General features: G+C 55.2%; 19 protein-coding genes. 3 read left to right on the top strand and 16 right to left on the bottom strand.

Annotated elements, in window-relative coordinates; genetic code table 11:
• Nucleotides 1-17: 17 nt before the first annotated feature.
• The 3 genes from ACFFT4_RS16470 to ACFFT4_RS16460 form a co-directional block, all read right to left on the bottom strand.
• Nucleotides 18-596 (bottom strand): TerD family protein, encoded by a 579-nt coding sequence (locus ACFFT4_RS16470; RefSeq protein WP_378049420.1) that lies wholly within the window; start codon nucleotides 594-596, stop codon nucleotides 18-20.
• An 80-nt stretch (nucleotides 597-676) separates the two neighbouring features.
• Nucleotides 677-1,252 carry a TerD family protein gene (locus ACFFT4_RS16465; RefSeq protein ID WP_378049418.1) on the bottom strand — a complete coding sequence of 192 codons (576 nt, stop codon included), beginning with the start codon at nucleotides 1,250-1,252 and terminating at the stop codon, nucleotides 677-679.
• A gap of 33 nt (nucleotides 1,253-1,285) precedes the next feature.
• Nucleotides 1,286-1,870, bottom strand: coding sequence for a TerD family protein (locus ACFFT4_RS16460; protein ID WP_378049416.1), 585 nt, complete (start codon nucleotides 1,868-1,870; stop codon nucleotides 1,286-1,288).
• A 550-nt stretch (nucleotides 1,871-2,420) separates the two neighbouring features.
• Here ACFFT4_RS16460 and ACFFT4_RS16455 point away from each other — a divergent pair.
• Nucleotides 2,421-3,794: an IS110 family RNA-guided transposase gene (locus tag ACFFT4_RS16455; protein WP_378049414.1), complete on the top strand. Its 1,374-nt coding sequence runs from the start codon at nucleotides 2,421-2,423 to the stop codon at nucleotides 3,792-3,794.
• Between the two features lie 360 nt (nucleotides 3,795-4,154).
• Here ACFFT4_RS16455 and ACFFT4_RS16450 read toward each other — a convergent pair whose 3' ends face one another.
• Together ACFFT4_RS16450 and ACFFT4_RS16445 are read right to left on the bottom strand one after the other, a co-directional pair.
• On the bottom strand, nucleotides 4,155-4,634 hold the full coding sequence (locus tag ACFFT4_RS16450) for a C40 family peptidase (protein ID WP_378049412.1): 480 nt from the start codon (nucleotides 4,632-4,634) through the stop codon (nucleotides 4,155-4,157).
• A 230-nt stretch (nucleotides 4,635-4,864) separates the two neighbouring features.
• Nucleotides 4,865-5,767, bottom strand: coding sequence for a cation diffusion facilitator family transporter (locus ACFFT4_RS16445; RefSeq protein ID WP_378049486.1), 903 nt, complete (start codon nucleotides 5,765-5,767; stop codon nucleotides 4,865-4,867).
• On the opposite strand from ACFFT4_RS16445, the gene ACFFT4_RS16440 reads away from it, so the two are divergent.
• A complete protein-coding gene (locus ACFFT4_RS16440; RefSeq protein ID WP_378049488.1) occupies nucleotides 5,747-6,061 on the top strand; it encodes a hypothetical protein in 315 nt (104 codons plus the stop codon). The genes ACFFT4_RS16445 and ACFFT4_RS16440 overlap by 21 nt on opposite strands.
• 208 nt (nucleotides 6,062-6,269) lie before the next feature.
• Here the strand turns inward: ACFFT4_RS16440 and ACFFT4_RS16435 are convergent, their stop codons facing one another.
• The 5 genes from ACFFT4_RS16435 to ACFFT4_RS16415 form a co-directional block, all read right to left on the bottom strand.
• Complete coding sequence (locus ACFFT4_RS16435; RefSeq protein ID WP_378049411.1) at nucleotides 6,270-6,650, bottom strand: hypothetical protein; 381 nt, start codon at nucleotides 6,648-6,650, stop codon at nucleotides 6,270-6,272.
• Nucleotides 6,651-6,863: 213 nt separating this feature from the next.
• The gene (locus tag ACFFT4_RS16430; protein WP_378049409.1) at nucleotides 6,864-8,048 is read right to left on the bottom strand and encodes an asparaginase; all 1,185 of its coding nucleotides are present in this window, start codon (nucleotides 8,046-8,048) and stop codon (nucleotides 6,864-6,866) included.
• A gap of 969 nt (nucleotides 8,049-9,017) precedes the next feature.
• On the bottom strand, nucleotides 9,018-9,914 hold the full coding sequence (locus ACFFT4_RS16425) for an ROK family protein (RefSeq protein WP_378049407.1): 897 nt from the start codon (nucleotides 9,912-9,914) through the stop codon (nucleotides 9,018-9,020).
• A gap of 116 nt (nucleotides 9,915-10,030) precedes the next feature.
• Complete coding sequence (gene thrC, locus ACFFT4_RS16420) at nucleotides 10,031-11,434, bottom strand: threonine synthase (RefSeq protein WP_378049406.1); 1,404 nt, start codon at nucleotides 11,432-11,434, stop codon at nucleotides 10,031-10,033.
• Nucleotides 11,435-11,529: 95 nt separating this feature from the next.
• Nucleotides 11,530-12,423 (bottom strand): TRM11 family SAM-dependent methyltransferase, encoded by an 894-nt coding sequence (locus ACFFT4_RS16415; protein WP_378049404.1) that lies wholly within the window; start codon nucleotides 12,421-12,423, stop codon nucleotides 11,530-11,532.
• A 223-nt stretch (nucleotides 12,424-12,646) separates the two neighbouring features.
• Here ACFFT4_RS16415 and ACFFT4_RS16410 point away from each other — a divergent pair, with 223 nt between their 5' ends.
• Nucleotides 12,647-13,474, top strand: a complete 828-nt coding sequence (locus ACFFT4_RS16410; protein ID WP_378049402.1) for a sugar phosphate isomerase/epimerase family protein — start codon at nucleotides 12,647-12,649, stop codon at nucleotides 13,472-13,474.
• Nucleotides 13,475-13,707: 233 nt separating this feature from the next.
• Here ACFFT4_RS16410 and ACFFT4_RS16405 read toward each other — a convergent pair whose 3' ends face one another.
• The 6 genes from ACFFT4_RS16405 to ACFFT4_RS16380 all read right to left on the bottom strand — a co-directional run bounded on the left by ACFFT4_RS16405 (nucleotide 13,708) and on the right by ACFFT4_RS16380 (nucleotide 20,434).
• Nucleotides 13,708-14,361 carry a hypothetical protein gene (locus tag ACFFT4_RS16405; RefSeq protein ID WP_378049400.1) on the bottom strand — a complete coding sequence of 218 codons (654 nt, stop codon included), beginning with the start codon at nucleotides 14,359-14,361 and terminating at the stop codon, nucleotides 13,708-13,710.
• Between the two features lie 255 nt (nucleotides 14,362-14,616).
• The gene (locus tag ACFFT4_RS16400) at nucleotides 14,617-15,459 is read right to left on the bottom strand and encodes a carbohydrate ABC transporter permease (RefSeq protein WP_378049399.1); all 843 of its coding nucleotides are present in this window, start codon (nucleotides 15,457-15,459) and stop codon (nucleotides 14,617-14,619) included.
• A complete protein-coding gene (locus tag ACFFT4_RS16395; protein ID WP_378049397.1) occupies nucleotides 15,449-16,345 on the bottom strand; it encodes a carbohydrate ABC transporter permease in 897 nt (298 codons plus the stop codon). Before ACFFT4_RS16395 ends, ACFFT4_RS16400 begins: the two co-directional genes overlap by 11 nt.
• A 154-nt stretch (nucleotides 16,346-16,499) precedes the next feature.
• Nucleotides 16,500-17,822 (bottom strand): ABC transporter substrate-binding protein, encoded by a 1,323-nt coding sequence (locus ACFFT4_RS16390; protein ID WP_378049395.1) that lies wholly within the window; start codon nucleotides 17,820-17,822, stop codon nucleotides 16,500-16,502.
• A gap of 111 nt (nucleotides 17,823-17,933) precedes the next feature.
• Nucleotides 17,934-18,674: a response regulator transcription factor gene (locus ACFFT4_RS16385; RefSeq protein WP_378049393.1), complete on the bottom strand. Its 741-nt coding sequence runs from the start codon at nucleotides 18,672-18,674 to the stop codon at nucleotides 17,934-17,936.
• Nucleotides 18,671-20,434, bottom strand: a complete 1,764-nt coding sequence (locus ACFFT4_RS16380; RefSeq protein WP_378049391.1) for a sensor histidine kinase — start codon at nucleotides 20,432-20,434, stop codon at nucleotides 18,671-18,673. The genes ACFFT4_RS16385 and ACFFT4_RS16380 overlap by 4 nt, the downstream gene beginning before the upstream one ends.
• Nucleotides 20,435-20,524 lie beyond the last annotated feature (90 nt).

Raw genomic sequence — 20,524 nt, 5'->3', positions numbered from 1 at the left:
CGTAATCCCTCCTGATCCTATACTTGTACTCCGAAGTCCCGGCACAGACCGGCCAAGCCGTCGCGATATCCGCTTCCCACGGCGCTGAATTTCCATTCGCCGCTATGCCGATACAGCTCCGCTACGACAACCGCTGTCTCGATCGAGAAGTCTTCCCCGAGATCGTAGCGGATCAATTCCTCGTTCGTCGCTTCGTTCACGACACGGGCGAAGGAATTGGCCACCTGGCCGAAGTTCTGGTTGCGTCCCGCGGCGTCATGGATCGTAATGCAGAAGGCGACTTTCTGCACGTCCGCCGGCACCTGCCCCAGTTCGATGACGAGCGATTCGTCGTCCCCGTCGCCCTCGCCGGTCTGATTGTCTCCCGACAGCAGGATCGAGCCGTTCGGGTTGCTCTTGTTGTTGTAGAAAATAAAGTCGCTGTCCGAGCTGACCTTGCCCGCCGCGTTCAGGCAGAATGCCGAAGCGTCGAGGTCGAACGCGCTGCCGCCGTCGTATTTGTTCGTATCCCAGCCCAGCCCGATTTTGACCTTGGACAACCCCGGATTGGATTTCGTCAAGTCGACTTTCTGACCTTTGGACAAATTCACCGCCATGATCGGCCTACCTCCTCGTCAATTGGAAAGGGACCGCAATCCGATTGAACAGCGGTCCCGCAAACCGGGGTACTACGGTCTTACATCAGTCCGAAGTCTTTCACCAGGCCGGCCAATCCGTCCTTGTAGCCGCTGCCGACCGCGTTGAATTTCCATTCCCCGCCATGACGGTAGAGCTCGCCTACGACAACCGCCGTCTCGACCGAGAAGTCTTCGCCCAGGTCGTAACGAATCAGCTCCGCGCCCGTATCTTCGTTCACGATGCGGACGAACGCGTTCGTCACTTGTCCGAAGTTCTGGCCTCTTTCGTTCGCTTCGTGGATCGTGATGCAGAACGATACTTTTTCCACTTCCGCGGGAACGGTCGCCAGATTGACTTTGATTTGCTCGTCGTCTCCGTCGCCTTCGCCCGTCAGGTTGTCGCCCGTATGCTCGATCGCTCCGTTCGTGCTCTTCAGATTGTTATAGAAGATGAAATCTTTCTCGGAAGAGGCTTTGCCCGCGCCGTTGAGCAGGAACGCGGAAGCGTCGAGGTCGAAGTCCTTGCCGCCGTCGTATTTGTTCGTATCCCAGCCGAGGCCGATGAGAACTTTCGTAAGACCCGGGTTCGTTTTCGTCAAGTCGATTTTTTGACCTTTGGATAAGCTGATAGACATGTGCGTTTCCCTCTTTTCTTGAATTTGAATGTTTTATTGATATTCTTTGGCCAGCAGATCGACATGCGGGGCGAGCGAGCCTTCGCCGATCGCGTTAAACTTCCATTCCCCGTCGTGCCGGTAGATTTCACCGACGATCAGCGCCGTCTTGCCACCGTAATTGTCGGTCAGGTTAAACCGGATAAGCTCCTGCTCGTTCGTCTGATTCAACACGCGGATGTAGGCTGCGGAGACCATGCCGAAATCCTGCTTGCGCTTGACGGCATCGTAAATATTCACTACGAACAAAATTTTGTGCACGTGAGCGGGAACGCGCGCCAGATCAACGGCAATCTGCTCGTCGTCGCCGTCGCCCTCTCCCGTCAGATTGTCTCCGGAATGAACGACCGACCCGTCCAGGCTCTTCAAATTGTAGAAGCATACGAGGTGCTTGTCCCGAAGCTTGCCATTCTCGTCGAGCAGCAGCGCGGAAGCGTCGCAATCGATGTCCACTTTCTTGGAACCGAAGAACCCCTTCTTCTCGACCGGATCCCACCCGAGACCTACCGTAAGTTTGCTCAGTCCGGTATTTCCCTTCGTAAGATCCACTTTCTGTCCTTTTACAAGCGAAATCGTCATGTCCAGCAGGATCTCCCTTCAAACTCTTTTCGGCTAGCGCCGTAGCGGAATCGGATTCTAGCAATCTCTCATCCCGTAACTACCTACATTTACGATGCTCCGACAAAAAGGTTTCAACCTTGTCTATTATAATAGAAATTTCGACGCGTTTCGAGAATCCGATCTTAAAATTCACGTAAATTCTGGAAGCTCGGCAGCGCATGCAACCTTTTGCATACGCCCCCCCGTCTAATGAATATCGAACCAAACAAGCATAAACGGCTTACGCCGTCCTTGGGATCGGCGGGATAACGTTTATGTCGGAGGTGATTCAGATATGTATGCGAATTTTATACTTTCTGAATCACCAAGCAAAAACGCCTGCGGCGTCCTTAGGACGGCGAACGCGTTTTTGTCGGAGACGATACGGACAAGGATAAGGGTGAAACTTATAAATTCTGGCGTGTAATATAATCATCTTAGAAAAGGAAAATCCCCAGCGACTATCGAAGAAAGAAGCACCTGACGAAGAGCTTCAATCTAACCACCCACCACAGGAGGTTGAAGTCGCATGGGGAAATCCCAACATATTCAAGGCTTAAAGGGAACAAAGTTCAGTCAACAACTGCGAGGTGTTAACCTGGAGCAGGTCCTCATCGTTTCGATCGATGCAGCCAAGCTCCACCAAAAAGCGCTCATATGCAATTATTTCGGCGACGTGATTGAAAAACCCTTCTTTTTTTCGGTGAGTCAATCAGGAATGAAATTCCTCTATGACACAATCGAAAAGGCAATTCGAGATACTGGGGCCGTTCGCTTGTTTCTTGGCATTGAAGCAACCGGACACTACTACGAGGACATCGTCAGACAGATGGCCGTGCATGGGTATCACGTTCAAATTCTCAACGCCTACACGACGTCTGAAGAGCGTGCCAGCGCTCTTAGTTGGTGCAAGACCGATGATCTCGATCTTGTCGCCATCGCCCACGCCATTCGGAACAACAAGGCAACAGAGTCTCGCTTGACGGAAGGCCTGCAACGACAACTGCGCGTCCTAACTCGTGCAAAGCGCTCGGAAATTCGTAAGCGCTCCTCCCTTCGTATGGAGATCCGAACCATCTTGGATATCGTCTGGCGCGAGTATCAGGGATACGCCGAACATCAGAACGAAAGGGCCAAGAAAATTAAAGTGTTTAGCGACTTGTGGGGGAAAGCCTCTCTCTTCTTCATGGAGCATTACCCACATCCCGCTCTCGTTCTACAGCTTGGTGAGAATGGGCTACGGAAGCTCTCCATTCAGCACAACTTGAAGCTGCGCACGACCGCAATCCGCAAGTTGCTTCATGTTGCAAAGGAATCCCTTGCTTCAGACGCGCAGACGCTCCGTCCCGAGCTCATGGTGCTGCGCATGAAGCTACAGGACCTCCGCGCCTTCGATACCAAAATTATTACGCTGGAGCAGGAGATAGAAAACCTGTTGCTTCAGACCGACGGGCGCTTATTCCTTACCGTTCCTGGCCTCGGCGTATCCTTGGCAGCGGAACTCTACGCGGAGATCGGTAATAGCTTGGATTATCAGCATGCCGGGCAGCTCATCAAAAAGGCCGGCACGAATCCGATCGTCAAGCAGTCAGGCGGCGGCGCAGGGTCTTATCGCAAAATCTCAAAGCAAGGCAATACCCACTTGCGCTACGTTACTTATCTTGCTGGCCGGAGTCTCTGCTTGCACAATGAGGACCTGAAGCCGTTCTACGAGCGTCTCAAGAGCCGAGGAAAGCATGAGCGCGCTTCATTTGTAGCAATGGGCAACAAGATGCTTAAGATCGCTTTTGCCATGCTGCGTGATAAGCAGCCGTTCCATTCCTCCAAGGCATCTTGCCGGCTCATACAGGAAGTCAACAAGAAACTTAACTTTAATTGCATGGTCACAACTAAAGCTGCCTAAGTGCAATGAAAAATGATGAAATCGGTATGTCTGGGGCCGAGGGAAGATCGGATCAAATTCTGGAGGCTCAGACCTCGTACTAAAGCGTTATCCACCTCGTCCTGTCAATGCGAATTGTACGTTAGACTCTACAATCTGCACTCAGCCAGATTGCATACAGGATTGAAACGAGGCTATTTTCTTCAGGTTCGAGACATACCGCTTTCGTCCACCGCTTTTCGTCAGTAGGTAACCATATTTTGTAAAAATATCTGGTTGGGTGTGTTTGGGTTGCTCTAAAGTCGGAAAAAAATAGTTGACATAGTACGCTGTAGCGTAGAAAAAAACCACCCCGGCGTTCTCCGCGGGATGGCTGATGCGTTAAAGCACGCGACGCGCCGTTACATAGGCTTTCGTCCAGTAGCTCGTGTTCATGCTGGAGAGAGTCACTCCCTGGCTGGTGCTGGCGTGGAGCATTTTGCCGTCTCCGGCGTAGATGGCGACATGGCTGATTCCGCCGCCCCCCGTTTTGAAGAACAACAGATCTCCGACGCTCAAATTCGCTTTATCGACTTTATCGCCTACGGAGGCTTGAGCCGACGAAGTCCGCGGCAGCGACACCCCCGCTTGATCGAATACGTACTGCACGTACGAGGAGCAATCAAAGGAGGAAGTCTTTCCCGCCGACGAGCCGAATTTATAAGGCGTTCCGATGTAGTCTTTGCCGAATTCGATCAAGTTTAACGATTGTTCCGTGGCCGCGCTGGCCTGAGCCGAAGTTCCGATCATCGTCCCGAACAGTCCCGTAACCGCCAAGCCGCATGCCAACCACAATTTTATCGCAAGTTTGCTTTTCCTCATATTGCCGTAAATCCTCCCGGGCTTCTCTGGTTGATGCCAACCATCGTTGTCGGGATTAACTATAACATATCCGTTTTCGCCGATATTTTTCCAAAGAGAGAACAATTGCCGCTGTTAAAGGCATTTTAAGCTTTTCTTAAAAAACGGTTAGAAAACGTTAATTTTTGTTGCATCTCCGCTCTATTCGGGTAATAGATGGTTTGGACTTCTCCGAATCCGGTCTTCCTCCGCTAAACCTTCAGCTCCGTATGCCGAATTTCCGACGTCTCGATCTGGATCGTGGCATGCTGGATTTTGAACTTCTCCTCGATCGTCCGAATGGCCTGCTGCAAAACGCTCTGCTGATCCGCTTCGTCCCGAACGAGCAGATGGCAGCTCAACGAATCCAGCCCCGAAGTAATCGTCCAAATATGCAGATCGTGGACGTCGAGCACGTCGCGGATGCCGGTTAACGCCGACTTGACCGCGCTCTGATCGATCGTCGCCGGAGTTCCTTCCATCAGAATATGGACGGTGTGCTTGATGACGCTCCAGGCGCTGCGCAGGATAAGCAGCGAGACGAGCACGCTGATGATCGGGTCGGCGACGTACCAACCGAAGAGAAGCATCACGATCCCGGCGACGATGGCGCCGACGGAGCCCAGCGCGTCTCCCAGCACATGCAGGTAGGCGCTTCTCAGGTTGAGGTTGTTTTTGACGTCGCCTTTGCGCATGAGCGCCAGCGCGCTGAGCAGGTTGGCAACGAGCCCGACGGAGGCGATCAGCAGCATCGACAGGCTCGACACCTCCGGCGGCGCGAAGAAGCGCCGATAGGCCTCCCACATAATGAACCCTGCGATGACGAACAAGGTGACCCCGTTAAACAGCGCAGCCAAAATTTCGAAGCGATAGAAGCCGTACGTCTTGTTCGGAGACGCCGGTCGGGCCGCGAACCAGAATGCGACCAGGCTGAGCGCCAACGCGCTGGCGTCGCTCAGCATATGACCGGAATCCGAGAGCAGCGCAAGGCTGTTCGTAACGAGTCCGCCGACGAATTCCAGCACCATGATGCCGGCCGTAATGAACAGCGCAATCATCAAGCCTTTTTTGTTCCCGTCGCGATTGCCGTCAAAATGGTGATGATGACCGCCGATACCGTGATGATGGTGATGACCGTGCCCATGGTCGTGGTTATGATCGTGGTGATGGCCATGGGCGTGTTGGACGTCGTCGTGATTAGGGTCGTGATCGTGTCGATAGTCGTCATTGTGTACGAGTTGGCGTTCATCGTCGTGATCGTGTCGATGGGCGTCGTTGTCGGCGTGTTGGTGGTGGTCATCGTCGTGATTAGGGTCGTGTTCGCAAGTCTGGTCGTGACAGTTTTTATGCAAATGTTCGCTTTCATGATGGAAATCCGTTTTGGACATAAAGCATCCCTCAATTCATAACATATGAATACTTGATCATATATTATGATGTTCTACATCTCTCCAATTGTCAATAGGTTTTCCGGCTGGCAGCACATTTACTCCGACGCTATCTTCAATAACGCAAAGAAGCTGCCCGTAAGTTTTACAACCAAGGACAGCCTGATGGCTGTGAAACGGATTAATGTACGGAAAAACGTAACGCAGAGCTCGCCCCCGACATGGTTTCTTATTTTTTTCTACCAGCAGTCAGCGATCGGATAATGAATTGCCCGGCAAGAACGGTTAAAATCATCTGCGTCTCAGGTATCCCAAGCATTTTTATGAAAAAGGGTTGATCGACCCCGTACCACTCCATCCATTTTGTCCTTGGAACAAATGTAATAATAACCAATCCTACACACGGGACAATCGTCCAATTGACTCCAATCCCCCCTTTTAAAACCTTCATCATTTTATCCCATTCCATAAGGACGCCGAATAAAAAAGCCAAAACGCTCATTATAAGCAATTTGTTATTGCTTGTTACTAAATAATTTTTTGTCATTAAATATAAAATTGCCAACATGCCCACAACTACGAACGATGCCGATCCTATCTTTCTAATCATGCGACATCCTCCTTGTATCATCATTCGACTTCGTCAATCATACCAAATTCCACCAATTAAAAGCGCGACGCCTTTGAATACGCAAAAAAAACGCAAGCGCGAGGATCCCCCCGACGCTTGCGTTTTATAACCGTATCTTTCAAATAGCAACCGGAACTTTGAATGCAGTGCCTATGTCCGGGCAATCGACGTCCGCTCCCGCAATCGTGCAGATTAAGAAGCCAGCTTGGAGCCGTCGATGTCTTGCGTGCCGACCGACTCGAACCATCCTTTTATCGTATTGAAATCGTCGGAGAAGGCCAGCGCAAGAATGAGCAGAATGCGGGCGTGCTGAGCATTGAGGCTGTCGCCGGCGATAATGCCTTCGCTGCCGCCATACATCGTGCCCGAGCCCGTGCGGGTTGTCGTGACGAAGATAACGCCTTTCCCGATCGCTTCCTTACGCGCTTCGCTCATCAAGGACGAAATGCCGCCCGCGCCGGTACCGGCGGTAACGATCCCTTTGGCTCCGTCGGCTACAAGACCGCGGATCGCGCCGCCGCTCGTTTCCTGTCCGTTGTAGGCGATACCTACGATCGGCAAATCCTTCTTCGCGATTTTCTTCAGATCGAACGGCGTTTTCCAATCTTCTTTGCCCGCCTTCAGCGCCCGAGCCGGAGCGCGGTAGATGCGGATTTCCTTTTCGTCGATATAACCGAGAGCGCCCATGATCGGAGTTTCGAAGGTGTCCAAGCGATGCGCATTCGTCTTCGTTACATCGCGAACGGCATGAATCATATCGTTGAGCATCAGGACCGTTCCGAACCAGGTCGTCTTCCCGCTGCCCGCCAGTTTGATCGCGTTATACAGGTTGGCCGGAGCGTCCGTTCCGATTACGTCCCAAGGCCGCATGGCTCCCGTAATGACGACAGGCTTCTCGCTCTGTACCGTCAGATCAAGGAAATAGCCGATTTCCTCCATCGTATCGGTTCCCGTCGTTACGACCACTCCGTCGTACATCGTCAGCGCCTGGTCGACAACCTGCGACAGATCGTACAGATCGGCGATCGTGTAGCCGCCCGAGCCTTTGTTGCCGAACTGGTAGACCGAAACGTCTGCGATTTTGTTTTTGTCCGGAAGCTGCTTTACCAGATCTTCCATCAAATACGTTCCGGCTCTGTAGTTCTGGAAGCTCGTTTGGTCCTCCGCCTTTCCGGCCAGCGTGCCGCCCGTAGCAATAACGATAACATTAGGAAGTGGCGAAGATTTGAAAGCAAAAGGGACAGCCGGAATTTTAACCCCCGACGATGCCGGAGCCGCGGAAGAATCAGCAGCGAAAGCCGCGTTCATCCCGGTTACGAGAAGCAGCAGCGCCAGAAGAGAAACCGAAATTTTGCGAAAAACGATGGATGACGACATGAAAATTACCTCCAATGTTATGTTATATGCCTCATGACTAATCGAATCATATATTAATGTCACGTTTAATTACAAACTCATCAGAAGGCCATTAAAGCGATAACATTTTGTTTTATCTTGATTTTTCTTACAATACCTTCTAATTACGTCTATTCCCCATATTTATACACGCAACTAAAACTAACATTAACATTACATATAAATAAGTACTTAGCCATTGCGATGAAATAATTAGGATGATACTTCCACTTTCGTCCGTTCGCCGGAGCTGTTTGAAAAACTCGATACTCGAGATTGCCAGGCACCTGTATGGGGATTGAGGGGAGTGGACAGTTTTGCTTCGTATCATGATCAGGCAGCGGTTTTTGGCAGGAAAGTAAATTGGTTAGTTCTTCCGAGCAGCTCGGGGAGTCAGGCGGAATTTCTCGGAGAAGAAAGTGACGATAACCGATTATGTAGAGCATCCCGGCGCCAAATGGGGCTTTTCGCTCGGGGATAACCGATTCTGTAGAGCATCTCGGCCCGAAATGGAGCTTTTTGCTTCGAGATAACCGATTCTGTAGAACATCTCGGCGCCAAAAGGGGTTTTTCGCTCGGAGATAACCGATTCTGTAGAACACCTCGACGCCAACAGGGGTTTTTCGTTCGGGGATAACCGATTCTGTAGAACATCTCGGCGCCAAATGGAGCTTTTCGCTCGAAGATAATCGATTCCGTAGAACATCTCGATGCCAAATGGAGCTTTTCGCTCGAAGATAATCGATTCCGTAGAACATCTCGATGCCAAAAGGGGTTTTTCGTTCGGGGATAACCGATTCTGTAGAACATCTCGGCTCGACAAGGGGCTTTTCGCGCGAAAGGAGGGAGAAGATCGCTTTGACCACCGGGCGCAGCAAAAAAGGCCAACCAGTTGTTCCCTGGTTGACCCTGGCCGCCCCGACTTGATCTGCCGGGAGGTCCTAAGCAAATTTACGATTTCCGAGATTCTTCGTATGCGCGGAGGCCGAGCGCGATCGAGCCGCAGAGGCCGGCGTTGTCGCCAAGGCCCGGGGATACGATATAGCTGTCGATGCCGCCCTCGCCCGGCTCCAAGGCCGGCGATGCGACATAGCCGTTTAATCCGCTCCGAACCTGGTCCCGGATAAGCGGGAACAGCTGCAGCTGATGCATGACGCCGCCGCCCAGGATGATTTTCTTCGGCGACAGAAGGACGATCGCGCTCACGAGCGCTTGCGAGATGTAGAACGCCTCCATCTCCCAAGCCGGATGGTCGACCGGAAGCTCGTGGCCCTTCACCTTCCACCGGGCTTCGATAGCCGGTCCCGCAGCCATGCCCTCCAGACAATCGCCGTGGTAGGGGCATTTGCCTTCGTACGTGTCGTCGGGATGACGGCGCGTCAGCACATGGCCGCCCTCCGGATGCACGAGGCCGTGCACCAATCGGCCTTCGGCATAAACGCCGACGCCGACGCCCGTACCGATCGTGTAATACAGACAGCTATCCAAGCCTTTGGCCGCGCCCCAAGTCGCCTCGCCAAGCGCCGCCGCGTTCACGTCCGTGTCCCAGCCGAACGGAACGTCCAATACTTTCCGCAATTCCGGCAGCACCGGATAGTTCGACCAGCCCGGCTTCGGAGTCGTCGTAACATAGCCGTACTGCGGGCTCTGCCGATCGATATTGATCGGTCCGAACGATCCGATGCCGATCGCCTCCACCTGCTTGTCCCGAAAATACGCCTCTACCTGCGCCAGCGTCTTCTCCGGCTGCTCCGTCGGAAAGCTGATCCGATCGAGCACCTCTCCGTTTTCATTGCCGATTCCGCACACAAACTTCGTGCCGCCCGCTTCTACCGCACCGATAAGCAATTTCGTTTTCCCCCGTTTCAATTATGTTGTGAACCACAACCACCGCTCGCGGCAAGCCGCTCCCTGTCTCCATTGCATCAGGGCTGAAATCTTCGCCGCGTTTTCGGTTCACCTATCTAGCTGTCCACCCGGTAAAAATCCACCAGCAGCGCCGCCACCGCTTCCCGAGAATTGTCGACGGCCGTCTGACGCTGCGGCTTGTCGAACAGCTCGGAGATGCGCTCCGGATACTTCTGCTCGATGCCGATCAGCCGAATCGCCTCGTCGAACTTCGCCGGATGAGCCGTCGCCAGCGAGACGAACGTCCCGTCGGCCTTGCTTCCCGCGCGCTCGTAGGCCGCCACTCCGCAAGCCGAATGGGGGTCCAGCAGGTAGCCGTACTTTCCTTTATAGTCGCGAATCGTCTCCAGACATTCCTCGTTCCCGACGCTGTAAGCCGACAGATCGCCCTGAATGCGCGCGACCTCTTCCGCGGTGAACGTCAGCTGGCCTTCCGCCTTGAACCGGTCCATCCGCGCCGTCACTTCCGCCGCGTCCTCGCCGAGGAAGTAGTACAGATAGCGCTCGAAATTGCTCGCGATCTGAATGTCCATCGACGGGCTGTGCGTGCTGCGGAACCCTTCCGGCTTGTACACGCCTTCGCGGACGAACCGCTCCAGAATGTTGTTTTCGTTCGTGGCCAGCACCAGTTGCTTGATCGGCACGCCCATTTTCTTGGCCAGATAACCGGAGAAAATGTTGCCGAAGTTGCCCGTAGGCACGCTGAAGTTGATCCCGCCCGCCCGAGCCGCCTCCGGCAGCTTCAAATAAGCGTAGAAATAGTATACCGCCTGCGCCAAAATACGTACGAAGTTAATCGAGTTGATCGCCCGCAGATGATACTTGGTCTTAAACGACACGTCGGCGAACAAATCCTTGATAATCCGCTGACAGTCGTCGAAGTTGCCGTTCACCGACAGGTTCAGCACGTTGTCGTCCTGCACCGTCGTCATCTGCAGCTCCTGGACTCGGCTGACTTTGCCGTCCGGATGCAAAATACAGATTTGGATACCTTCCTTGCCGCGAACGCTGCTGATCGCCGAAGCCCCCGTATCGCCCGAGGTCGCGCCGAGAATGTTGATCACCTCGCCGCGCTCCTTCGCCACGTAGGCGTACAGATTGCCCATAAATTGCAAGGCAACGTCCTTAAACGCAAACGTCGGCCCGTGGAACAGCTCCATCACGCTCAGCCCGTCGTCGATCTTCGTCAGGGGCAGCACGTCCGGGCTTGTAAAGCCGGCATAGCTGTCCCCGATCAGCTTGCGCAGATCCGCTTCTGGGATTTCTCCGTTTGTATATAAAGAGAAGACGTTAAACATCACCTCTTGAAAGGACAAGCCCGACCATGCCTGCAGCCGCTCTGCGGAGACGGTCGGAATCTTCTCGGGAACGATCAATCCCCCGTCTTCGCCGAGTCCCATCAGGAACATATCGATAAAGCCAATCGGCGCGACTTTCCCTCTCGTGCTTATATATTTCATATTCGGTTTCTCTCCTTGAGGCTAAAATAGACTGGTCTAACATTCTTCATCCATTGTGGACGAAAGCGGCCATAATTTCAATAAGCTGTTCGCGGTTATTTGCAGACAAGCACCTGCCTTGCGAACCGTTTGCCTTTATGGACCGCGCAGCGATCCGTTATCTCGAATCCCGCCTCGCGGACGAACGGGTCCATCTCTTCGACCGACACGATAACGGCTCTGGCGGCAAAGCGTCTGGCGCTGCGCATCATCTCCGCCTTCTCGGAGCCGGACAGCACCGAGCACAGGTTGTAAGGCATATCGATAATCGCGACGTCGTATCGCCCTCCGATCTCCCGCAGATCGCCCAGCGTCACAGTCGAAGAATCGCCGTAGCCGAAGTAAGCCAGATTCTCCCGCGCGCCCATGGCGGCCAGCGGATTAATGTCTCTTCCGACAATGTCGATTCCCAGCGACATCGCCTCCAGGAGCGCCGTGCCGATGCCGCAGCACGGATCGATCGCCCGCACACCCTCCGTGCGCGGCACCGCGATATTAACGATCGAACGGGCCAAGCGGTTGCTTAGCGCCGTCGAATATTGCCGGGGCTGCTCGCGATGCTTCATCCAGTCCGCACTGCCGCGCTGCAGCTCGCCGAACAGCCATCTGCCGCCGAATTTCGCGAAGCCGAATTCGCGATCCGGATTCCGCATATCCGCCCGCCCCCGCAGGCGAAAGCCGACCGCCCGTTCCAGCTCGCGCTTGCGGGCATAATCGAAACGTCCTTGTTCCTCCGGGTCGTCGTTGTCGACGACCGTCACCTTGAACGTCGCTCCGTTCAGCTCCACTCGCTCCCCGGCCAGCTCGGCCAGTTCCTCCACCCCGGCACTCTCGAACAGGACGCGAATCCGGCTCTTGATGAAGGGACTGCGGCCCGGCCCGACCTCCTCGCGGCTTCGCGCCAGGTTGAACCGGCAGTCCGTCCCCAACAGAGAGCGCAGCTCCAGCAAGCATAAGTCCCGTTCCTCTTCGGTAGAAGCTATCGCATAAAGGCAATCCGCCAATTCCTATCCTCACCTTTTACGTATCGTTGTCTTCCTATTGTAAAACGAATCTCTTCCCCAATGCCAAAATACGAGACAACATTACCACAATCCCTATTGGAATGTTCCGACAAAAAGGACTACGATTAAAGCAGCAACCAAGCCAAAATCGTTACGGAGGAATGCCCCAATGTCCTATCTGTCCGTCAGTACCTGGAGCTTGCACCGCCTGCTCGGCCCTCTTCGCTGGACGTCATGGGACGCCGAGGCCGGAGAGCATCGCACGAACGAAGAGCCTCAGCCGCAAGTTCACTCGCTTGTGGATTTGCCTCGCGAAGCCGCTCGCAGAGGATATGCCGCCGTCGAGGTATGCCACTTTCATTTTCCTTCGACGGAAACCGCTTATCTGGAGAGCCTGCGCCGGGCCTTCGCCGACGCGGCCGTTTCCTTCGACACGCTGCTGCTCGACTACGGCGATCCGTCGACGACGGACGAAGCCCGGCAAGCCGCCGACGGCCGGTTGTTCCGCGAATGGATCGACGTCGCCTCGCAATGCGGCGCGAAGCGGATTCGGATTGTCGCGGGAGAAGCTCAGCCGACCGATGAGGAGGCAATCCGCAGATCGGCGCAGACGCTGCGCGAGCTCGCCGAGTATGCATCCGAACGGGGAGTGCGCGTCGTGACGGAAAACTTCAAGGCGCTGACCTCCACCGGCGAGAGCAGCGCAAAGCTGCTGAACCTGGCAGGCGACGCCGTCGGCATGATTACGGATTTCGGCAATTACAAAGGCGCAGCCAAGTACGACGAAATCGCAATGACCGCGCCGCGCAGCCAGTCCGTGCACGTCAAGCCCGCTTACGACGAGAACGGCATACCGGACGAAGCCGAGCTCGTCCGCTGTCTCGAAGCCGTCCGAGAAAAGGGCTTCGACGGAGCGCTCGTGCTGATCTACGACGGTCCCGGAGATATGTGGGAAGGCCTGGAACGGACGAAGCGCATCGCCGCGTCGTACGTATAAAAAAACGGGGCAGTCCCCTAAGCGGAGCTGCTTTGAGATGATCGATAGACAAAGAAGGGGTATGTGCCTCCTGGAGACCTGCCTCCTACGCTCCTGAAACCACCCTATCTCGGGTTTACCTACTCAGGTTTCAGGAGCGTATAGCGGCGGAAGGAGGTACATACCCCTTACCCCTTGTTCATCGATTGCCTTTCAAAGCAACTTGGTTGGCTTAGGGAACAGCCCCGCCTTCCTTATTCGACGACGATCTTGATCGCGCTCGTCTGGGCCGGATAGGATTGATTCACCATGCCCGTCGTCCAGACCTGCGCTTGCTTGCCGACCAGCGAGGCGTCCAGAACGTCGACGGGCTCCTCGTCTTCCGCGAACACCTTCCCGTCCGAGGCCAGGCCGATCCAGTAGGCGTCGGGCATCTCCGAATCGCCGATCATCTTGTCCTCGTTCACGATCAAGACGCGGCCGGTGTCCGCGTCGAACTGCTTGACGATACCCGTTACTGCGGGAGGTCCGTCGCAGCAGCCTTCTACCGCGATCTCCACCTTAAACTCCTCGCCGATCAGCTCGTACAGACTTTCCCGAATCGCTTCCCGGTCCTCCTGCGTCAGTTCCCTCTCGAAATCTCCAAAGCTGCGAACATTCAGGTGGACGACATCGTTCTCGGTCAACGCGAAGCGCAGCTCGACGGAGTGACGCTCGCGAATCTCCGGCCATACCTCTACAACCCGATTTTGAAGGTTCTGCCCCTCCTTCGAGGAAGGAAGAGAAAAGATGGACGGCATCGGCGAGGGAGGGTCCGACGGCGACGCCTGCGACGCCCGGTCTGTGTCCCCCGCCGCCCCGCATCCGCTTAACAGCGCCGCCAAGAGCAGCATGGTCAACTTCTTCATTGCGATACCTCCGCTGTTCGTACGCTATTTCCCTAGGGCGGTATGCAAACCCGCTCAGGAGCATCTTTCACCGCCTTTTTCGCCCCCTGCTTCGACCCTTTGACGTACCCCCGGCACGCCTTCACAAAAGTTCCTTGCATGGAATGAAAATTCGGCAATATCTGCTGTCCTCGGAGTAGGCATACACGCCCTAACAAACGGAAGTTAAACCCAAAAGGTTGCACGCGGACCGCCTTTCGGCCGGCGGGCGGCTCTTCACTTCAGACCGGTGGTGGCCACGCCCTCCACGAATTTCTGCTGGGCCAAGAAAAACACGAGCAGCAGCGGCACCGTCGCCATCACCGAAGCGGCCATCAGCAGATGCCAGGCCGTACCGGCCGTATCCGTAAACAGCCTCATCGCGATCGGCAGCGTAAACAGATGCGAAGAATTGATGTAGATGAGAGGGTCCAGGAAGTCCTCCCAGCTGTTCAGGAAAGTGAAGATGGCCAGCGTGGCGAAGGCGGGCGCCGTCATCGGAATCATGATCTTCCAGAACGTCTGCCACGGCGTGCAGCCGTCGATCTCGGCGGCTTCGTCGATATCCTTCGGAATCGTAATGTAAAACTGCCGCAGCAGGAACACGCCGAATATGCCGCCCGCGCCCAGCATAGGCGGGACGATCAGCGGGAAATGAATATCGATCAAGCCCAGCTTGGAAAACCAGATAAAATTCGGAATGATCGTCACTTCGTTCGGGATCATCATTCCGCTCAGCAGCACCAGAAACCACAGATTCCGGAGAGGAAAGCGGATCTTGGCGAACGCGAAGCCCGCCAGCGCCCCTACCAGGCAGGTGCCGGCCGTGACGAGCAGGGCGATGTACAGGCTGTTCCAGTATTGCAGCAGAAACTGCGGCTGCGCCTTGAACACGTCCGCGTAATTCGACCAGACGATCGGATTCGGCCACCACTGCGGAGGAAACTGGAAAATCTTCGTCTGGTCCTTCAGCGAAGTCGTAAGCATCCAGAGAAACGGAATCAGCACGACCAGGGAGACGGCCGTCAGCAGCGCGTACCTCGCCCCGTCCATGAAAAAACGCAGCGGCCTACTCCTCATGATGCACCCACCTTTTCCGCAATGTCCATTGCACGACGGTCAGCAGAAGCACGAGCGCGAACAAAATAAAGGCAACCGCCGAAGCGTATCCCAATTCGTAGTTTTTGAACGCCAGCTTATAAATGTAATAGACCAGAACGCTCGTGCTCGTGCCCGGCCCGCCGTCGGTCATGACGACGATCTGCGAGAACACCTTAAGCGATCCGATTAACGTAATAATCAGCGTCAGGAACAGAGCGGGCGAGATCATCGGCAGCGTAATATGGGTGAACCGCCTCCATCTCGAAGCTCCGTCGATCGTGGCCGCTTCGTAGTACATCTTCGGCACGTCTTGAAGCGCGGCCAGAAAAATAACCATGTTCATGCCGACCTTCTTCAATACGCTCGTCACGATCACGACCGGCATAACCAGATTCGTATCGTACATCCAGGCCGGCCCTTTGATGCCGAACATGCCGAGCATTTGATTGACGAGGCCTGCATCGGTGGCGAAAATATATTTCCACACGATTGCCCAAATGACAATCGAGGTTACGACCGGGGTGAAGATCGCCGTGCGGAACAAGCCCATTCCCCTCAGCTTGCCCGACAGCAGCAGCGCCAGGGACAGCGCCAATATCAGGTTGAGCGGAATCAGCCCGGCCGAGAATACGAGCGTATTCCGGACGGTCGTCCAAAAAATATCGTCCTTCGCCAAAATATGGGCGTAGTTGTCCAAGCCGACGAAGGAACTGGGCTTCAGCAGCGAATAGTCGGTTAAGCTGAAGCCCATCGCAGCTATGATCGGACCGGCCATGAAAAAGAAAAATCCGAGCATCATCGGGGCGATGAACAAGTAGCCGTAGATCGCCTTCTTGCGGCGCAGTCTGCTGTAAGTGGTGCTCAAGTCGGTCTCCGCTCCTTCCGGGGCGGACGTCCCGCAAGCGGTCCAGCCGGAACCGTCATCCTAGGGCGTGTATACAAAATCTGCTGTCCTCGGAGTATGCATACACGCCCTCGATGCTTCCGGGCGCGCCGGCTTGCGGAATCGTCCTTCCTCCCTACTGCTGCAACAACGGGTTGACGTCGGCTTCCATCTTCTTGATAATGTCCGGAATCGATCCGGCTTGCGTGTAGATCGAATCGAAGTTTTGCTTCATTTTATCGTCGATCAGCTGGAAGTTGTTGAAGCCCGGCCTTACCCTCGCCTTGTCCATCTGCTCCAGAATCGCCATCTTGACGCTTTCCGGCGACGGGCCCTGCTTGAGGAAATCGTCCGAACCGAGAACGGATTTGCGTCCGGGCACGAAAAACTGCGACGTAACGGCCATGTTGTCCTTGTTCGTCAGAAACTTCAGAAAATCGATCGCTTCCTGCTCGTGCGGGCTGTCCTTCGTTACCATGTAAGCGGCGTAGCCCAGAGTCGTTCCTTGCCCGCCGGGGCCTTCCGGCATCGGCGCGATGTCCCATTCGAAATCCTGAATCTCCTTGGCTTTGCCGATATAGCTGAGCAGATTTTGCTGCATGCCGATCTTGCCCGACTCGAAGCCCGTCTGGTCTCCCGGCTTCGGATGAATCTGCGATTGGAACATCGCGTCGCTGAAAAACTGGAGCGCCCGCTCTCCTTCCGGAGTGTTGAGGACAAACGCCTTGTTGTCCGGGCTGAAATAATCCGCTCCGAACGCCCACACGAGCGAGATGATCGATTCCATCCAGCTTCCGGTCCACGACTGGGAGGGCAAAATCAGATTGATGCCATAGACGCCCTGATCCGGCCGGGAGATCGCCTTCGCGGCCTTCTCCATCTCCTCGTACGTCCAGTTGCCTTCCTCGTACAGCTCGGTCGGCGTTTTCAACCCATTTTCCTTAAACAGGTTTTTGTTGTAGTAGATCATATTGGGCGGCGTGGAGAACGGCACCCCGTACAGCTTGTCGCCGCGCGTCACGAGCTCGAGCGTGGACGGAATGAAGTCGGCGAAATCGTATTCCGCGTCGGATTTGATCGCCGACAGATCGACGATCTGATCGTTATCGAGAAATTGCGGAATCGCCCGCTCCAGCATCCACATGATGTCCGGAGCCGTCTTGGAAGCCATCATCACCGAGATTTTCTGCTGGAACTCGCCGGCCGGAATCGTCATGATCTCCACGCTGACGTTCGGCTTGACCGTTTTGTACTGCGCGATCATCTCTTCGTACATCATCTTGTGCGTGTCGTTCCCCCAGATGGCGAAAGTCAGCTTGACCTCTTTCCCGGACGCCGTCCCGGAGGACGAAGCCTTCGCTCCGCTGCCGCTTGAAGGCTCGTTGCCGCCCGAGCCGCACGCCGACAGCACGACGCCGAGCAGCAGAATACATAAACCCAAGATCGTTCCCTTTTTCATTTCCCCGTCTCCCCTGCATGTTTTTAAGCGCTTACAACAAAATTATAAGAGACGGCAAACGCGCTCCGTAACGACACAAAATCCATAAAAGACCCGAAATCGTAAGATGTTTCAATCCTCCCTGTATTCGGTCGGCGTCGCTCCGGTCTGCTGCTTGAACAGCGCACGAAAATATTTATGATTGGCGAAGCCGCACAGCTCGGCGATGTCCGGAATTTTCAGCGCCGTCTCCTTGAGCAGCTTCCTCGCCCGGTTCATCCGGCGCTCCGTCACGTAATCGGACAGGTTCTGCCCGGTCTCCCGCTTGAACATATCGGACAAATATTTCGGATGAAGGTAGACGCGTTCGGCCAAAAATTGCAGCGAAATGTCCCGATCCAGACTGTCGTTGACCAATTCCTTCACCTTGCGGATGATCAGCCTTTCGTTGTCCTCGCCGCCCGGATTCGGATCGCCTTCTGCCCGCTCTCCCTTCCTGGCCGCCAGCTTGTCCCTGATCCGCGTCAATACGCGAGCCATCTCGACCCGGTCGATCGGCTTGAGCAAATAATCCGCGACGCCGTGCCGCAGCGCCTCGCGCGCGTAGACGAATTCGTCGTAGCCGCTGACGATGACGAAGACGATGTCCGGGTAAGCCTGCTGAGCGCGCTTCAGCAGTTCAATTCCGTCCATCTCGTTCATCCGAATATCGGTAATGACCAAATCCACGCCGTCCTGCGTCTTCAGCCGCTCCCAGGCTTCCCGGCCGTTGGCGGCCTCCGCGAGCTCGGCCTGTCCGGGAAGAATCGATTCCACCAGGCTGCGAAGGCCCTGCCGGATCTTGACTTCGTCCTCTACCAGCAATATTTTCATTCCGCCTCCTCCCATCTGAACGGAATACGCACGTACACGGAAGTTCCCCGGCCGCGCGTATCTTCGATTGTCAGCCCGTAAGGCTCCCCGTACAGGAGCAGCAGGCGCTGATGAATGTTGCGCAGCGCAAAGCCCTTCGTCGCCTTGTCCGCCCCGATTTCCGGAGATTGCGCCGGCGTGCGTCCGATGCTGCCTTCAATCTCCCGCTTGCGTTCGGGAGAGATCCCTTTGCCGTTATCCATAACGAAAACAAACAGATCCTGATCGATAATCTTCGTCAGCAGCGTAAGCTTCAGCGGAGCCGCCCCCAGCCCGTGCTCGATCGCGTTCTCCACGAGGGGCTGCAAAATCAGCTTCGGCACGATCGCGGGCTCATGGGAGAAGTCGGACAGCATTTCCGTAGACAGCCGTTCTTCCAGCCGGAAGCTTTGAATGCTCAAATAATGGTCGACGAAAGCCAATTCCTCCGCCAGCGTAACGAATCGCTCCTTGTTGTTGACCGTATAGCGGAGGAGCCTGCCCAGGCTCGTAATTACGCGGGACAGCTCCTCGTTCTTCTCCTTGTGGGCGAACATGGAGATCGACTCCAGCGTGTTATACAGAAAATGGGGATTGATCTGGCTCTGCAGGGCGCTAAGCTCGGAATCCTTCTCCCGCAGGCGCAGCTCGTACATATCCTTGATCATGAGGTCGAGCCGGGACACCATGTGGTTGAAGCCTTCGGTCAGCAGGCCCACCTCGTCCCGGGAATAAACCTCCGCCCTTCCCTGAAAATCTCCCGTCTGCACCCGGCGCATTCTCTTCAGCAGGTGGTTGATCGGCTTGACGAAAGCGTTCGAGGTCAGCACCGCCGCGAGATAAGCCAGCAGAAGCGCCGCCGCGGAAATCCACAGCGTGAAGCTGGTCAGCTGCCGTGCGTCCGCGAGCACGTCCTCGCGGGGAACGACGCTTACGATGCGCAGATTGCCGTAATCGACCTCCCGCTCGGAGACGATCCACTGATCGGACCTCTCGTCCGCGAGCGCGCCGTAGCCGTTCGGAGCCTGCCCGGTAAAAGGGTACAGCTGTTGAAGCTCCTCGTTAAAGACGTACAGCTTGCTGTTGGGCGTCACCCGGACGGAGGAAATGATTTTCTCGAACCCCGCGCTGGTCAAGTCGATCTTCATATAGCCCAAATCCTCGGTCGTGAACGGATCTTTAATGAGCCGGGCGAGCGAGAGAACGACTCTGGGCGGACCTAAATAATAACGGCCTTCCAGGGGAGGGATAATGGCCAGGCCGCCGTTCTTCCGTTTGGCGAGCGCCATCCAGTCGTTCGATTCGGGCTCCCAGCTTGTGCGAATCGTTTCCTGCAGATTGCTGAACAAGCTTCCGTCGAGCGCGAAAATAAACACGCCCTCCAGCTCCGTCCGTTCGATGATGACGCTGGAGATGAGCTGGTTCATGGCGGTCAGCTCGCCTACGGTCAAATAATTCCGTCCTTGCTCCGAAGCTTTGCGGCGATCGAGAATCCGCATGACCTCCGAATCGTAATAGAGAGCCAGCGTAATCCGATCCATCTCCTTCACGTATTGCCGCAGGTTGATCGCCACCTGCTCCGCGATCTGTTCCGAATAAGCCTGGGCGTCCCGCTCCACGTTGGAGGAATACTTCCAGTACGTCAGGAAGCCGCTGAGCATGAACGGAAGCGTGATCAGCAGAGCGAACAGCACGAGAAATTTCGTGCGAATCGAGACAAACCGCGAGCGGATATCGAGCATGCCGACGCTCCTTCTTGCTTCTGGTTCTTCTACTGTACAACAAAAACCCGGAAGAAATCGCGTCCCCTCCGAGTTTTCCGCGAAATCTGC

The organism is Cohnella cellulosilytica (assembly GCF_042431195.1).
Taxonomy (GTDB): domain Bacteria; phylum Bacillota; class Bacilli; order Paenibacillales; family Paenibacillaceae; genus Cohnella; species Cohnella cellulosilytica.
This window is presented reverse-complemented; position numbering and strand designations above follow the sequence as displayed.

Bases quoted from the DNA above. Each gene is read 5' to 3' on its own strand.
- ACFFT4_RS16470 (WP_378049420.1), bottom strand. From the start codon at position 596: ATGGCGGTGAATTTGTCCAAAGGTCAGAAAGTCGACTTGACGAAATCC.
- ACFFT4_RS16465 (WP_378049418.1), bottom strand. From the start codon at position 1,252: ATGTCTATCAGCTTATCCAAAGGTCAAAAAATCGACTTGACGAAAACG.
- ACFFT4_RS16460 (WP_378049416.1), bottom strand. From the start codon at position 1,870: ATGACGATTTCGCTTGTAAAAGGACAGAAAGTGGATCTTACGAAGGGA.
- ACFFT4_RS16455 (WP_378049414.1), top strand. From the start codon at position 2,421: ATGGGGAAATCCCAACATATTCAAGGCTTAAAGGGAACAAAGTTCAGT.
- ACFFT4_RS16450 (WP_378049412.1), bottom strand. From the start codon at position 4,634: ATGAGGAAAAGCAAACTTGCGATAAAATTGTGGTTGGCATGCGGCTTG.
- ACFFT4_RS16440 (WP_378049488.1), top strand. From the start codon at position 5,747: ATGGTGATGATGACCGCCGATACCGTGATGATGGTGATGACCGTGCCC.
- ACFFT4_RS16435 (WP_378049411.1), bottom strand. From the start codon at position 6,650: ATGATTAGAAAGATAGGATCGGCATCGTTCGTAGTTGTGGGCATGTTG.
- ACFFT4_RS16430 (WP_378049409.1), bottom strand. From the start codon at position 8,048: ATGTCGTCATCCATCGTTTTTCGCAAAATTTCGGTTTCTCTTCTGGCG.
- thrC (WP_378049406.1), bottom strand. From the start codon at position 11,434: ATGAAATATATAAGCACGAGAGGGAAAGTCGCGCCGATTGGCTTTATC.
- ACFFT4_RS16410 (WP_378049402.1), top strand. From the start codon at position 12,647: ATGTCCTATCTGTCCGTCAGTACCTGGAGCTTGCACCGCCTGCTCGGC.
- ACFFT4_RS16405 (WP_378049400.1), bottom strand. From the start codon at position 14,361: ATGAAGAAGTTGACCATGCTGCTCTTGGCGGCGCTGTTAAGCGGATGC.
- ACFFT4_RS16400 (WP_378049399.1), bottom strand. From the start codon at position 15,459: ATGAGGAGTAGGCCGCTGCGTTTTTTCATGGACGGGGCGAGGTACGCG.
- ACFFT4_RS16390 (WP_378049395.1), bottom strand. From the start codon at position 17,822: ATGAAAAAGGGAACGATCTTGGGTTTATGTATTCTGCTGCTCGGCGTC.
- ACFFT4_RS16385 (WP_378049393.1), bottom strand. From the start codon at position 18,674: ATGAAAATATTGCTGGTAGAGGACGAAGTCAAGATCCGGCAGGGCCTT.
- ACFFT4_RS16380 (WP_378049391.1), bottom strand. From the start codon at position 20,434: ATGCTCGATATCCGCTCGCGGTTTGTCTCGATTCGCACGAAATTTCTC.